The organism is Streptomyces sp. NPDC053079, from assembly GCF_044546695.1.
GTDB lineage: Bacteria > Actinomycetota > Actinomycetes > Streptomycetales > Streptomycetaceae > Streptomyces.
Genome location: NZ_JBITZJ010000001.1, coordinates 983,325 through 997,528 on the forward strand (window position 1 = coordinate 983,325; position 14,204 = coordinate 997,528).

A 14,204-nucleotide genomic window follows, 5' to 3' on the forward strand; every position below is an offset into this window, starting at 1 on the left:
CCGGCGCGCGGCTCAGGGCCGCGCGCCCTTGATGCCGGGCTGCCCGAAGGTGTCCGGGACGGGCAGCGTGTTCCAGCGGCCCAGCGGCCAGGCGACGACGAAGGCGCGGCCCACGACGTTGCCGACCGGCACGAAGCCGTGGTTCTTGTCCTGCTGGTGGTAGCGGGAGTCCGCCGAGTTCTGCCGGTGGTCGCCCATGACCCACAGCTTGCCCTCGGGCACGGTGACGCGGAACTGGCCGCCCTGGTCGTCGACGGTGCACGGGGTGTTGCCCTGGAAGACGTACGGCTCGTCGAGCTCCTTGCCGTTGACCTTCAGCGGGCCCGTGCCCTTGCACTCGACCGTGTCGCCGGCGACCGCCACGACCCGCTTGATGAGGTCCTTCTCCGCGGCGGACGGCATGAGCCCGATGAAGCCGAGCACCTTCTGCACCGGGTTCGGCTTCGCCGTGGGCTCGTCCTTCAGCCAGTCGTCGGGGTCGCGGAAGACGACCACTTCGCCGCGCTCGGGCTTGGAGCCGAAGCGCGGCGTCAGCTTGTCGACCAGCACGCGGTCGCCCCGCTGCAGAGTGTTCTGCATCGAGTCCGAGGGAATCGAGAACGCCTGCACCAGAAAGGTCTTGATGAGCAGGGCGATGACGAGGGCGATGCCGATGAGGAGGGGCAACTCCTTCCAGAACGGACGCTGCCTCCTGGCCCTCCCGCCCGCCTCGGCCCGCTCGGCGGTCGCCACGTCACTCATACCCACTCCTCCATGCGTGCCCCAGCCCGCTTCCCCTCACGGTGCGGGCCTACCACTCCCACAACGCACGGGAGTTCCCGCACGCCTCCCACGCCCGCGCGGACGCCTGCCGGAGATGCCGGGGGAGGGCACCCGAAATACGATGGTGGTGTCGCATGTGTGCCGACACTGCGCCACGGAGGTGTGCCATGAGCCACGCCACGGGGGCGGACGTCCGCAGGCTGCTGACCATGTCGCGGCCCGAGCTCGACCGGCTCTTCCGCACCAGCCCCGCGGGAGAGATCCCCACGGGCGAAGGGGCCGGCACGGTGCTCCTGGCCCGCGGCGCACGGCTGTCCACGGTCGTGGCCCGCCTGGCGCACCTTTTGGCCTGGCAAGGCAAGGTGTTCGAGCCGGAGCGCGGCGAACTGCGCAACCGGGTCACGCCTTTGCGGGTACGGGCGATCCGGGCGAAGGTCTACCGGAACGGAAGCTGGTCCGACGGCGGCGAATGCACCGTGCTGGACTACTCCCGCACCTCGCTCCTCGCACACCGGATACGCGACGAGATCCGCAGCGTCGGCCCCGGCCTGTATCTCGGCGTCGTCTACTGGGGACGGCGCGAAGTCCTCAACTTCGCCCTGCGCTTCCCCTCACCCCGCACCTAGCCGAAGCGCTCCTGGAGGTGCCGGACATGCCGCACCAGCTGGCAGTCACCATCCGGGCCGCCCTGCCCGCAGCCCACGTCGAGGAGGTGCGCCACGTGCTGAGCGAGGCGCACCGCAAAGGGACCGCCGGCGAGCTCTTCCCCTTCGCCGACGTGGCGGGAACCCACTTCGCACGGCTGGTCCTCGTCCCCGAAGGGCCCGGCACCGGCGCCGCACGGGCGAGGATGCCGGCGAGCATCGTCTACATGAGCGAGGTGGACGCGCCGCTGGACGCCCACCTCACCGCCCTCGTCCGCGCGGCCGGCCAGGGACTGGAGAAGGTCTTCGGGCACTGCGCCGGCTATCCGCCGGTCTCCGCCCCGGACACCGCCCGGATCGCCTGGCTGACCTCGCACTGCGTCCCCTGCGCGGCCTTCTACGTCAACACCGTCGGCAGGGGCCGCCGGCAGATCCTGCGGGAAGCGGAACTGCACGAAGCCATCGAGGAGTTCCTCGACCGCGAAGGCGCGGCCCTGGCGAAGGAGAGCCCGCAGCGCATCCACGCCGCGATCCGCCGGTACGTCTCCGGGCGCCAGGACCTGGCCTGGGCGCGCACGCCCCCGGCGCCGCCCGACCGCCGATGGCGGGCACGGCAGACGGCGCACCTCGTGGCCGTCCCCCTGGCCGCCCTGCTCTTCCTGCCGCTCCTCGTCGTCACCCTGCCGCTGTGGGCCGCGCTGCTGAGGTGGCACGAGCGCCGCGACGTCCCCAGCCGGGCCCGCCCCCGCCGCGACCACGTACGCGAACTGGCCACCTACGAGGACCACGTCACCCAGAACCCCTTCACCGCCGTCGGGCAGGTCAAGCCCGGCCGCTTCCGGCGGGCCACCCTGACCGCCACCCTCTTCGTCGTGGACTACGGCGTCCGCCACTTCTTCAAGCGGGGCGACCTCGCCGGCGTCAAGACCATTCACTTCGCCCGCTGGCTCTTCATCGACGGCAAACGACGCGTGCTGTTCGCCAGCAACTACGACGGCAGCCTCGAGAGCTACATGGACGACTTCATCGACAAGGTCGCCTGGGGCCTCAACGCCGTCTTCAGCAACGGCCAGGGCTACCCCCGCACCCGGTGGCTGGTGCGGGACGGCGCCAAGGACGAGCTCGCCTTCAAGCGGTACCTGCGCTGCCACCAGCTGCCCACCCAGGTGTGGTACTCCGCCTACGACGACATGACCACGCACAACATCGAGACCAACGCCCGCATCCGCGCCGGCCTGTTCGCCGATCTCGGCCCGGCCGGGACCGAAGCCTGGCTCGCCCTGCTGTGAAGGACCCCGCCGTGGAACTCGACGACATCCAGGGCATCGTCGCCCGTGGCTACAGCACCCTGAAGTCGGCCTGCTTCCTGATGCTCGCCGTCACCGAACCGGCCGCCGCGCGCGCCGCCCTGGGCCGGGTGGCACCACGGGTGACCGACGCCGCCGCCGAGCCCCCGGACACCGCGGTCAACCTCGCCGTCACCGCCGACGGCCTGCGCAACCTGGGCCCGCTCCCTGCGGACCTCGACGGCTTCCCCGACGAGTTCGTCTCCGGAATGACCGACCCCAACCGCAGCCGCCTCCTCGGCGACGTCGGGGAGAACGCGCCCGCCCACTGGCGGTGGGGCGGCCCGGCCACCCCGCCCGTCCACGTCCTGGTCATGCTCTACGCCCGGGACGAGGAGCGGCTCGGCCGGCTCGAGACGGAGCTGCGCCAGGACCTCCTCACCACCGGCGGCCTCACCGACGTCGTACGGCTGACGACCGCCGCGCTCACCGACCGCGAACCCTTCGGATTCCGGGACGGCATCTCCCAGCCGCTCATCGAGGGGCTGCCCAGGACGTCCCGGGCCGTGGCCGCTCGCGAGGGGGGAGCGGCCACCGGCGACGTCGTCAAGGCCGGCGAGTTCCTGCTCGGCTACCCCAACGAGTACGGACTGCTGACCGACCGGCCCGTGCTGCCGGACGGGGACGACCCCGCCGGCCTGCTGCCCCGCGCGCCCGACGGCGCCGACTTCGGCCGCAACGGCAGCTACCTGGTCTTCCGCCAGCTCCACCAGGACGTCGAGGGGTTCTGGAGCCACCTCGACGCCGTGACGCGCCGGCCCGACGGCACCCCCGACGCCGCCGCCCGCGACGCGCTCGCCGCCCGCATGGTGGGCCGCTGGCCCAGCGGGGCGCCCCTGGTCCACGCCCCGCGGCAGGACGACCCCCGCCTCGCCACGGACAACGACTTCGGCTACTTCACGACCGACCCCGACGGCCTGCGCTGCCCCCTCGGCGCCCACATCCGCCGCGCCCACCCCCGCGACTCCCTGGACCCCCGGCCCGGCTCGGCCGACTCCGTCGCCATCGGCAGACGCCACCGCATCCTGCGCCGTGGCCGCGCCTACGGACCGCAACCCGAGGCCCGGCCGTCCGGCGACGGGGAGAGCGGACTGCACTTCCTCTGCCTCAACGCGAACATCTCCCGCCAGTTCGAGTTCATCCAGCACACCTGGCTGAACAACCCCAACTTCAACGGCCTCCACGACGCCCCCGACCCGCTCGTCGCCCCACGGAACGACCACCGCTCGACCTTCACCGAGCAGGCGCGCCCCCTGCGCACCCGCCACCTGGACCTGCCGCAGTTCGTCTCCGTACAGGGCGGCGCCTACTTCTTCCTCCCCGGGCTGCGGGCACTGCGCTACCTCTGCGCGGCCGAACCGGCGGGTGGGCGAAGATGACCGGGCAACGGGCGCTGCGGGCGCTCAACGACGCCCTCCTGCGGTGCGTCCGCCTCGAGAGGCGCGTGGACCCCTACGTCCGGCCGCTGCTGGACCGCCTCCTGCGGCCGCCCCTGCAGGCCCTGACCCAGTGGTGCGTCAACGTCCGCCGCCGCGACGAACACCTGCGGCCCGCCGAGGAGAAGGCACTGCCGGGGGAGGCGGGCATCGCCGAGGCCATCACCCGGCAGATGGCCCGCTTCATCGCCCGCGAATACGCGCCCGGGAGCGTCGAGCGCGCCGGCAACACCAAGACCTACGGCGTCGTGGCGGGGGAGTTCACCGTCCTCGGCGACCTGCCCGGGCGGCTGCGCCACGGCGTGTTCGCCCACCCCGCCACCTACCGCGCCTGGGTCCGCTTCGCCGGCCCCGGCCCCCTCGCCCCACCCGACATCGAGGACAACGGGATCCTCAGCATCGGCGTCAAACTCCTCGGCGTCGAAGGCGGCACCCTGCTCGACGACGAGCGGGCCACCCAGGACTTCACCGGCATCAGCGCCCCCACCTTCACCACCCCGAACGTCGTCGAGAACCTCGCGCTGCAGCAGCACGTCTACGCCGGCACACCCCTGCTGTACTTCCTCGACCCCCGCCGCCCGCACCTGTGCGACCTGGTCATGCAGGGCCTGTACGCCCGGACCCACGCCAGCCCCCTGCGGACCCGGTACTGGAGCTGCACCCCGTACCTGCTCGGCGAGGGCCAGGCCATGCAGTACTCCCTGGTCCCGCGCGACGCGGCGCGCGGCCGGGCGCCGTGGCGCCCGGCCGACGACTACCTGCGCCGGGCCCTGACCGCGACCCTGCGCGAGGGCGACGTCGTCTTCGACTTCCTCGTCCAGCTGCAGACCGACCCGCACCGGATGCCGGTCGAGAACGCCTCCGTCGTCTGGCCCGAACGGCTCTCCCCCTTCGTCCCCGTCGCCACCCTGCGGCTGCCCCGGCAGGACGTCGACGCGTCGGCGCAGTTCGCCCTCGCCGACCGCCTCTCCTTCAACCCCTGGCACGCCCTGCCCGCGCACCGGCCGCTGGGCAACCAGAACCGCGCCCGCCGCGCCGTCTACCTGCAGCTCTCCCGGCTCAGACAGTCCATGAACGGCACGCCGCACACCGACCCCAGCGACGACGTCCCCGGCGCGGGGCCCTGAGCCCGGCCGGGGCTCATCGCGCGCATCACCAGAACATGCAATATCGTCACATTCGGTACGCAATGCCCCCTTGAGAAGGGGTGCCATCCCCTCCGGAAGGGGCACCGACGATGGACGCGCGCACCGCTGCGCGGTACGGCCTGGCCGGAATCCGCCTCGTCAACGGCGTGGTAGCCCTGCTGGCCCCGCAGACCATGGCCCGCAGCCTGGGGGCCGGGCCGGCCCAGCCCGCACTGCTCCACGTCCTGCGGATGTTCGGAGTACGCACCGTGGTCCTGGGCGCCGAACTGCTGCTGTTCAGGGACGCCCACGAGCGCGACCGGGCGCTGCGCGTCGGCACGCTCGTCCACGCCAGCGACGCCCTGTCGGCCGCGTGCGCTTGGCGGGACGGCGTGCTGGCCCCGCGGCCGGGCCTGGCCGCCACGGCGATCTCCACGCTCAACGTCGCCCTCACGCTCGTGGCCCGACAGCCCCGGCTGCCGCTCACCTGCCGGGCGCCGGAAGGAGGACACCATGCCTAGCGCCACCTCATGGTTCGTCGCCGCCCACAACAAGCTCGCGCTGGCCGTCGACCGCAAGGTCGGCTGGCACCGGCTGCCGAAGCCGCTCAGCCTGCTGACCCTCATCGGCCTGCGCAACGACCTGCGCCGCAACAACCTCCACGACACCACCGCCTACCCGGCGCGCGACCTGCCGCCCCTCGAACCGCCGGACGCCCGCCACCTCACCCAGCGCACGGCCGACGGCTCGTACAACGACCTGTCGAACCCGCGCATGGGCATGGCCCGCTCCCGCTTCGGCCGCAACGTCCCACCGGAGTACACGGTCCCCGAGCCCGAGCCGCAGATCCTCTCCCCGAGCCCCCGCGACGTGAGCCGGGCCCTGCTGACCCGGCACGAGTTCATCCCCGCCACCTCCGTCAACGCCCTCGTCGCCGCCTGGCTGCAGTTCATGATCCGGGACTGGGTCAACCACGGCCAGGGCACCATGGACCACCCCTGGCGCATCGAACTCCCCGACGACGACCCGTGGCCCGACCCGCCCATGCTCGTCCCCCGCACCATCCCCGACCCCACCCGCCCGGACGGCGACGACGGCTTTCCGCCGACGTTCCTCAACGAGAAGTCGCACTGGTGGGACGCCTCCCAGCTCTACGGCAACGACCTGGCCGAACAGCGACTGCTGCGCACCGGCGAGGGCGGCAGGCTCAAGGTCCCCCGCAACGGCTCGCTGTTCCCCGACAACCCCGAACAGGACCCGGCGAACATCCCCGGATTCTGGCTGGGCCTGGCCATGATGCACATCCTGTTCATCCTGGAGCACAACGCCATCTGCGACCGGCTGCGCGTCGACTACCCCCAGTGGTCGGACGAGGAGCTCTTCCAGCGCGCCCGCCTGGTCAACACCGCCCTCATCGCCAAGATCCACACCATCGAGTGGACCCCCGCCGTCATCAGCCACCCCACGACCGTCACCGGCATGCGCGCCAACTGGTTCGGCCTGCTGGGCGAGCGGGTGCACCGGCTGTTCGGCCGGGTCAGCACCAGCGAGGTCCTCAGCGGCATCGTGGGCGGGCGCACCGACCACTTCGGCGTGCCGTACGCCCTCACCGAGGAGTTCGTGGCCGTCTACCGGATGCACCCCCTGATCCCCGACCACTGGACCTTCCGCTCGGCCAAGGACGGCTCCCCGTTGCAGGAGGCCACCTTCCGGGAGCTGTCGGGCCGGGGCGCCTACGAGTTCCTCACCAAACACACCCTGCCCGACCTCTTCCACTCCTTCGGCACCGCGCACCCGGGCCTGGTCACCCTGCACAACTACCCGGCGTTCCTCCAGGAGTTCGAGCGACCCGACGGCAAGCTCATGGACCTCGGAGCCGTCGACATCCTGCGGATCCGGGAGCTCGGCGTGCCGCGCTACAACGAGTTCAGACGCCGGCTCCACCTGGCCCCGGCCGAGGACTTCCACGCGCTCACCGACAACCCCGAGTGGGCCGAGGAACTGCGCCGGACCTACCAGGACGACATCGAGAGCGTCGACCTCATGGTGGGCATGTACGCCGAGCCCCGGCCGGCGGGCTTCGCCTTCAGCGACACCGCATTCCGGATCTTCCTCCTCATGGCCTCCCGCCGCCTCAACAGCGACCGGTTCCTCACCGAGGACTACACCCCGCAGGTGTACACGCCCGCCGGCCTCGACTGGATCGAGGACAACAGCATGACCAGCGTGCTGCTGCGGCACTTCCCGGAGCTGCGTTCCTCGCTGCGGTCGGTGGACAACGCGTTCGCCCCCTGGACGGCAGCCGGCCCCCCGCGATGACCGCCCCCGCACCTCCCGGCAACACGACGGAGGCGCCCGCACCCCGGGCCCTGCGCGCCTGGCAGGGGTGCCTGCTGGCCGTCGGCGCCTGCGTCCCCCTCGCCGTGGGCAGTGCGTGGTACGCCTGTCGCGCGCCCGGCATCCGGGTGATCCGGCTGCAGCTGGCGGGCAGCGTCGAGGAGGCGGCGGAGGTCGTCGGCGACCGCCTCCACGACGCCCAGCGGGCCCTGCACGCCGACTACGTCTTCCTCGCGGGCTACACCCTCACCCTCATGGCGGTGTTCGCCCTCGCCCACCGCACCGTCGCCCACCGCCTCGGCCACCGTCGCGCCGCGGTGACCGGCATGATCCTCGCGGGGGTCGCGGGCGTGAGCGACGTGGCCGAGAACCTCTTCCTCGCCCACGGCCTGCGCCACTTCACCCCGGGCGCCGACGTGCCGTTCAAGATGGCGACGGGCTGCGCGGCGCTCACATGGCTGCTGCTGGCTCTGACCGTGCCCGCCGCGGCGGTCGTGCTCGTCATCATCCTCAAGCGCTCCCTCATCCACACGGCCGCCGTCCTGCCGGGACTGCGCTGGCTGCGCCCCGACCGGCCACCGGCCGCGGACACCGCCGCACGGCCCGAACTGATCCCGCCGCCTCCCGTGGTGCGGGCGGACGGGGAGCGCTGGCCGAAGACCCCCCGCACCCCGCCGCCCACGCCCGGCGGCGGCGTCCGGTGGCGCAACAGCACCCTCGTGCCGCCCGGACGGGAACAAGGAGCCCTGGGGTTCTGCGTCTCGGGCGGCGGCATCCGCTCGGCCTGCGTCACCCTGGGCGCGCTGCAGGCGCTGCGCGACCACCTGCGCAAGGCCCGCTACCTCGTCTCGGTCTCCGGCGGCGGCTACGCCGCGGGCGCGCTGCAACTGGCGCTGCACGAGGCGGCCGACGACAAGTCCCCGGCCACGTCCCGGCCGGGGCCGGCCGACGTCTTCGAGCCCGGCTCGCCCGAGGAGGACCACCTGCGCCGGCACGCGAAGTACGTCGCCGAAGGCACCGGCCAGTGGCTGGCCGCTCTCGGCGTCCTGCTGCGCGGGCTGCTGGCCTCCCTGGGCCTGCTCATCGCCATGCTGCTCCTGCTGGGACTCGCCCTGAGCTGGGCCTATCACGTGGTGCCGCTGACGGACCTGGACTACCTGTCCTCAGCGGGGGTGCTCTTCCCCACCGACTGTCCGCCACCGCCGGCCCCGGCGTTCCGGCAGCCGGTGCTCCTGACCATCCTCGGCCTGCTCGGCGTGGGGGGCTTGTGCTGGCTCGTCTGGCTGTTCCTCTTCACCTGGTGCGGCGCTCTGGTCCGCTCGCAGACGTGGGCCCTCACCCTCTTCCGCGTCTGCGTGGTGCTGGCCCTGCTCCTGACCGTCGTCGCCGTCGTCCTGCCCGGCGTGGCCTGGGGGACCGTCAAGCTGCGGTCCGGGCTCGACCTGAGCGCCCCGCAGGCCGGAGCGGGCATCGGCTTCACCGCGCTGTTCACCTACGGGGCCGTCCTGGTCGCCACCCTGTGGCGCCGCCGCCAGACCGTCCGCCGGGGCTTCGGCAGCATCCTGGGCGCTTCCCGGAAGGCCGGGCAGGTGTCGCGGGCCGTGCCCAACGGCCTCGTCCAGTACGTGATCGTGTGGCTGGTCCTGCTGCTGCTGTTCGTCGTCTCGCTGCTCGTCCTGGGCTGGGCCATCGCCACCGGGCGTCAGTGGGGCCTGTTCTGGCAGATCGGCCTGCCCGTCCTCCTCGCCCTGATCGTCCTGTGCCTGGACCAGACCTGGATGAGCCTCCACCCGTTCTACCGACTCCGCCTGGCGTCCGCGTTCGCCGTCCGCCGGAGCACCGAGCCGGACGGGGAAGTCGTCGCGCGCCCCTACGACTTCACGAAGGAGCCGACGCCGCTGCACCGCTACGGTCGCCGGCACCCCGGCTTCCCCCAGGTCATCTTCGCCGCGGCCGCCAACCTCTCCGGCAGCGACCGCACCCCGCCGGGCCGGCGGGCGGTCTCCTTCACCCTGTCGCACGACTACGTCGGCGGCCCGGACGTCGGCTACGCCCGGGTGGACAGCCTGGAGGAACGCACCGGACGCCTCATCCGCCGGGACCTCACCGTGCAGTCCGCGATGGCCGTCTCCGGCGCCGCGTTCGCCTCCGCGATGGGAACCCAGGCGCGGACGTTCCAGACCCTGTTCGCCCTCTCCAACGCAAGGCTCGGCACCTGGCTGCCCAACCCGGCCGCCCTGGGCCCCCTGTGGAAGGCCGACAGCGACTGGCGGCTGCCCCCGCAGCCCGCCATCCGGCGGCTGTCCTATCTCCTGCGGGAGATCACCGGCCGCTACCCCATGGACGACCGGCTCCTGCTGACCACCGACGGCGGTCACTACGAGAACCTCGGCCTGGTCGAGCTGCTCCGCCACCGGGTCAGCACCGCCGTGTGCATCGACGCCAGCGGATACACCCCGCCCTTCGCCGCCACCCTCGCCGAGGCCATCACCCTGGCCCACGAGGAGCTCGGCATCGAGATCATCCTCCACGACACCGAGAAACTCGTCCCCGGCAGCGCCCTGCCCCTCCAGCCCGAGAACCCCCTGGCCAAGCTCAACGAGCGGCTCGCGGCACAAGCGGTGATCACCGGCGACATCATCTACCCGCAGGACCTGATCGGAGAGGACGGCCTCAACCTCGGCAGGCGCGGACAGCTGATCGTGGCCCGCGCGACGCTGACCCGCGGCATGCCGTACAAGCTCCTGGCCTACGCCTCCTCCCATCCCGTCTTCCCGCACGACAGCACCAGCGACCAGTGGTTCGACCACCAGCAGTTCGACGCCTACCAGGAGCTCGGCCACTACATCGGCGAGCAGGCGGCGGGCGTCCTGCGCCTCCTTCCCCGCCGGGACGCCTAGATTCCCCCAGGTCACCCGCCGTCGTCCACGCGCAGCCGCACCTGCTCCTCCAGCCGCTCCAGGCTGCCGGCGAGGGCCCCGTCGACGACGTCCTCGCCCGGGTCGTCGCCCTCCTCGAAGAACGACAGATGGATGGTCACCTCGCTGGCACCGCTGCCGATGCCGGCCACCTGGAGCCAGCCCGCGTAATTCCCGGTGTCCCGCGTCCCCCACTCCACCCGCATCTGCTCCGGGTCCGCCCGGAACAGCGCGCGTTCGTCCTCACCGGTGCGGTCCTCGTGCACGGTCACGGCCGGCAGGTCCTCGGCCCGCACGTGCAGGTCCGACGGCATCCAACTGCTCAGCCGCTGCACCTCGACCACCTGGTCGAAAACGTGCTCGGGCAGCGCGGGCATCGTACGGGAACGCTCGTATTCGCTCATGCCATGCCAATCCTCGGTGCGGAAGCCCCCCACACCCGCCTGCCCGCCCACAGGCCCCGCCGACGCGAAGCCACCCGTTCGCCCCGGCCCGGGTCCGCCGTTCGGCCCGCCGGGCTCTCAGCCGCCGGCGGCGACGATGCCCGCGAGGGCGCGCTCGGCGAGGGCGGTGATGGTCAGCGAGGGGTTGGCGCCCCCGGCGTTCCCGGGGACGAGCGAGCCGTCCAGGACGTACAGGCCCCGGTGCCCGGCCACCCGGCCCTCCAGGTCGGTGCACCGGCCGATCGCACAACCGCCCAGCGGGTGGCCGGTGAACGGGACGGGATAGTCCAGCGCCACGGACACCAGGCCCGGGTTGGCCGCCAGGAGGGCCGCGTCGTACTGCGCCATCGCCCGCGCCGGGGCCCGCTGGGCGTCCGGGCCCCAGCCGGTGAGGGCAACCTGGCGGGTGCGGCGGTCGTAGGCGAAGGTCCCGCGGTTCTCGCGGTCGACGGTGACGGCGAACGTGACGAGGACCGGCAGGGCGTGGGCGCCCAGCAGCTGCCAGCTCTCGGCCCGCATCGGCTGGGCGAAGTCGCGGTGGAAGAAGTGGGTGGAGGCGCAGGGCGCGCCCTGCGCGGGACCGCTGCGGTCCGTCAGGGTCGTGCGCAGGCCCACCTGGTCGCCGTTGCCGCCGAAGCCGCTGCCGAGCGCGGCCGGCAGATCGGGCAGGTCCCCGCGTTCGCGCGCCGCGACCAGGAGCCGGTTGGTGTTCAGCGTGCCCGCGCAGACGAACAGCAGGTCGCAGGTGTACTCCTCGACGTCCAGGACCGTCCCGGAGGGGTCCATGCGCCGCACCTCCAGCGCGTACCCGCCGCGTCGGCCCCGCCGCACGGAGCGGACCTCGTGCAGCGGGCGCAGCTGGACGTTGCCGGTGGCCAGCGCGCGGGGCAGGTAGCTGCGGTCGAGGGACTTCTTGGCGCCGTTGGAGCAGCCGAAGTCGCTCTCGCCGATCGTGGCCGAGGCGCGGACGGCGCCGCGCAGCTCGGCGCGCACGACGTCCCAGTCGAAGGTGGAGCCGACCGGCTCCGGGAGGTACCCGGCGCGCCTCATGTGCCGGTCCCACTGGCGCGAGTGGGTGAAGGGCGCCGAGTCGTAGACGTCCCGGGGCATGGTCGTCGCCCCCAGCTCCCGCGTGGCCAGCGGGAACCAGCGGCCGGCGAACTCGTCGTAGGACAGCCCGGAGGGATACAGCGACGCGAAGTAGGGGCGGGGCGGGGCCACGGTGACGCCGGTGTAGACGACGGAGCCGCCGCCGACGGCGGCTCCGCACAGGATGTCGAGGTGGGCCTCGTTGGAGATCTCCGCGACACCGGGCAGGCGCCGGACGGGAACCGGCGGGACGCCCGGCCAGTACGCCACGGAGCGGAACCAGAACATGCGGCCGTCGATGTTCTCCTGGGAGCCGAAGACGGCCTCGGTGGGGCTCGTCGGCCACTGCCTGCCGCGTTCGAGGACGAGCGTGTCGACGCCCGCCCGGCCCAGCCGCAGCGCCGCCACCGATCCGCCGAAGCCCGACCCGACGACGATGGCCTTGAAGTGGGTCCGTGCCACGGCGCCGGCGAAGGCGCGGGAGCCGGAGGCCCCCAGGGCCGAGGCGGTGAGGGCGGCCAGCGCCCCGCTCGAGGAGAGGCCGGCGAAGCGGCGACGTGGAAGAGGCATGTCCTCCCCCTGCCGAGGTGTGGGGACATCCGGGATGCGCACGCTACAGCGGAGGGGGGGAGGCCTCGAAATGCTTCGCCCCGCGCGGGGCGTGGGCGAAGACATTCGATGGTTAACCCGGTCCGCGCCCGTCCCGCCGGCGCCGCGGTCAGCCGCGGACCGGGACCTCGTGCGCCACGGCGGTGACGCGCAGCTCACCGAAGTCGACCATGTCGTCCAGCTCGATGGTCCGGTGCGTGGTGGCGGCGGGCGGCGTCACCTGGAGGTAGGCGGCCTTGCGCGGCTCGGTGCCCGAGTGCGTCCAGGAGACGTTGGCCTGGGCCGCCTGTCCCGGCCGGAGGACGACGAGCTTGTTGCCGGGGTCGTCGGCGTACCAGGTGCTTCCGCGCACGGCGCGGGTGGGCAGCGGCGTGTGGCGGGCGTCCTCCAGGCCGAGCCCGGGATAGCCGCGCAGGGCGCAGCTGCGGCCGGAGGTGTTCTTCAGCTCCAGCGTGCCCCCGGCGTGGCTCATCCCGCCGCCCAGCCGTTCGGCGAAGGCGATCCGCAGGCCGGGGGTGCCGCAGGTCGCGACGGCACGGTCGGACCCGTCGCCCGCCGGGAACGCGGCCTGGGCCGGTCCCACGGCGGTGAGGACGAGCCCCGCGCCGGCGGCGACGGCCAGGGCGGCGAACTTCGTTGTCGTGCGGCGTATCACGAGAACTTCCTTTCGGCGATCGACCGGCCGGGGCGTGCGCGGACGGCTCGCACCCGCGCGGCACCCGGACCCGTCGGGAACGACAGGCCGTCTACCCCACTCCCGCACCGGTGAACACCTCATGGACGGGTATCGGCCATGCGCCGGACGAACATGGCGCGCCCCGGCCGTCTCAGCCGGCCACGGACTCCACCACGACCGCCGTCGTCAGCAGCAGTGCGCACAGGGCCGCCAGGCTCCCGCAGCCCCCGAGCAGCACCTTCCGCGTCCGCAGCCTCGGCCGCCCCTGGGCGGTACGGCGGTTCGTCTCCCGTGCCAGCAGGGCGCCCGGGACGATGAGGAGCGCCACGGCGAGCCACCACCAGGCGTACGCCGAGGGGCTCCCCACCGTGTCCCCTAGGAGCCCGAACCCCAGCCCACCGGCGCCGACCACGGCCGCCGAGACGGTGCCGGCCATGGCTGGCACCCACCACCAGGCACCGCCGTGGCCCCAGAGCGCGCCCGCCCGCCGGGCCAGGGAGAGCGTGGGCATGATGAGCGTGACCGTGAGCGCCAGTGCCGCGCCCGCGAGGACGGGGAGGACGACGGGGAGGACGAAGACCGCCAGGGCGCCGCCGTCGTCGTCGGGGTGCGGATGGAAGAGCCCCCAGATCCACAGGGCCGTCACCGCGCACGCCGCCTCGACCATCAGCCCGGCGGCGGCCACGGAGACCGCGGACGGGGTCCACACCGGCTCACGTATCGCTGTCGCTTTCACGGCCTGATCATCTCCCGCGGCCCGCGCATGCCCGCGGACGGGGGCCCGGGCCCACCGGGGTCGGGCGGGGTGGGGGAGAGG

Annotated in this window: 12 protein-coding genes; 7 read left to right on the forward strand and 5 right to left on the reverse strand. The window is 73.1% G+C overall.

The features are described from left to right. Positions 1 to 12 precede the first annotated feature (12 nt). The gene (gene lepB / locus ACIGXW_RS03875; protein WP_399569457.1) at positions 13 to 741 is read right to left on the reverse strand and encodes a signal peptidase I; all 729 of its coding nucleotides are present in this window, start codon (positions 739 to 741) and stop codon (positions 13 to 15) included. Positions 742 to 929: 188 nt separating this feature from the next. Between lepB and ACIGXW_RS03880 the strand changes: the two genes are divergently transcribed. The 7 genes from ACIGXW_RS03880 to ACIGXW_RS03910 all read left to right on the forward strand — a co-directional run bounded on the left by ACIGXW_RS03880 (position 930) and on the right by ACIGXW_RS03910 (position 10,552). After that, entirely contained in the window at positions 930 to 1,388 is a 459-nt protein-coding gene (locus ACIGXW_RS03880) for a hypothetical protein (protein WP_399569460.1), read from the forward strand. Between the two features lie 26 nt (positions 1,389 to 1,414). Beyond that, positions 1,415 to 2,695 carry a hypothetical protein gene (locus ACIGXW_RS03885; protein ID WP_399569463.1) on the forward strand — a complete coding sequence of 427 codons (1,281 nt, stop codon included), beginning with the start codon at positions 1,415 to 1,417 and terminating at the stop codon, positions 2,693 to 2,695. Positions 2,696 to 2,706: 11 nt separating this feature from the next. After that, the gene (locus ACIGXW_RS03890) at positions 2,707 to 4,131 is read left to right on the forward strand and encodes a Dyp-type peroxidase (protein ID WP_399569465.1); all 1,425 of its coding nucleotides are present in this window, start codon (positions 2,707 to 2,709) and stop codon (positions 4,129 to 4,131) included. Further along, positions 4,128 to 5,315: a catalase family protein gene (locus tag ACIGXW_RS03895; RefSeq protein ID WP_399569467.1), complete on the forward strand. Its 1,188-nt coding sequence runs from the start codon at positions 4,128 to 4,130 to the stop codon at positions 5,313 to 5,315. The genes ACIGXW_RS03890 and ACIGXW_RS03895 overlap by 4 nt, the downstream gene beginning before the upstream one ends. Positions 5,316 to 5,425: 110 nt before the next feature. Continuing rightward, positions 5,426 to 5,836 carry a hypothetical protein gene (locus tag ACIGXW_RS03900; RefSeq protein ID WP_399569469.1) on the forward strand — a complete coding sequence of 137 codons (411 nt, stop codon included), beginning with the start codon at positions 5,426 to 5,428 and terminating at the stop codon, positions 5,834 to 5,836. Further along, on the forward strand, positions 5,829 to 7,634 hold the full coding sequence (locus ACIGXW_RS03905; protein WP_399569471.1) for a peroxidase family protein: 1,806 nt from the start codon (positions 5,829 to 5,831) through the stop codon (positions 7,632 to 7,634). The genes ACIGXW_RS03900 and ACIGXW_RS03905 overlap by 8 nt, the downstream gene beginning before the upstream one ends. Continuing rightward, positions 7,631 to 10,552, forward strand: a complete 2,922-nt coding sequence (locus ACIGXW_RS03910) for a hypothetical protein (RefSeq protein ID WP_399569474.1) — start codon at positions 7,631 to 7,633, stop codon at positions 10,550 to 10,552. The genes ACIGXW_RS03905 and ACIGXW_RS03910 overlap by 4 nt, the downstream gene beginning before the upstream one ends. Before the next feature lie 11 nt (positions 10,553 to 10,563). On the opposite strand, the gene ACIGXW_RS03915 is transcribed toward ACIGXW_RS03910, so the two are convergent. The 4 genes from ACIGXW_RS03915 to ACIGXW_RS03930 form a co-directional block, all read right to left on the reverse strand. Beyond that, positions 10,564 to 10,974 (reverse strand): SRPBCC family protein, encoded by a 411-nt coding sequence (locus ACIGXW_RS03915; RefSeq protein WP_399569476.1) that lies wholly within the window; start codon positions 10,972 to 10,974, stop codon positions 10,564 to 10,566. Between the two features lie 117 nt (positions 10,975 to 11,091). Further along, complete coding sequence (locus ACIGXW_RS03920; RefSeq protein ID WP_399569478.1) at positions 11,092 to 12,672, reverse strand: GMC oxidoreductase; 1,581 nt, start codon at positions 12,670 to 12,672, stop codon at positions 11,092 to 11,094. 148 nt (positions 12,673 to 12,820) lie between these two features. Then, complete coding sequence (locus tag ACIGXW_RS03925) at positions 12,821 to 13,366, reverse strand: DUF4232 domain-containing protein (protein ID WP_399569481.1); 546 nt, start codon at positions 13,364 to 13,366, stop codon at positions 12,821 to 12,823. Positions 13,367 to 13,538: 172 nt separating this feature from the next. Then, entirely contained in the window at positions 13,539 to 14,123 is a 585-nt protein-coding gene (locus ACIGXW_RS03930; RefSeq protein ID WP_399569483.1) for a hypothetical protein, read from the reverse strand. Positions 14,124 to 14,204 lie beyond the last annotated feature (81 nt).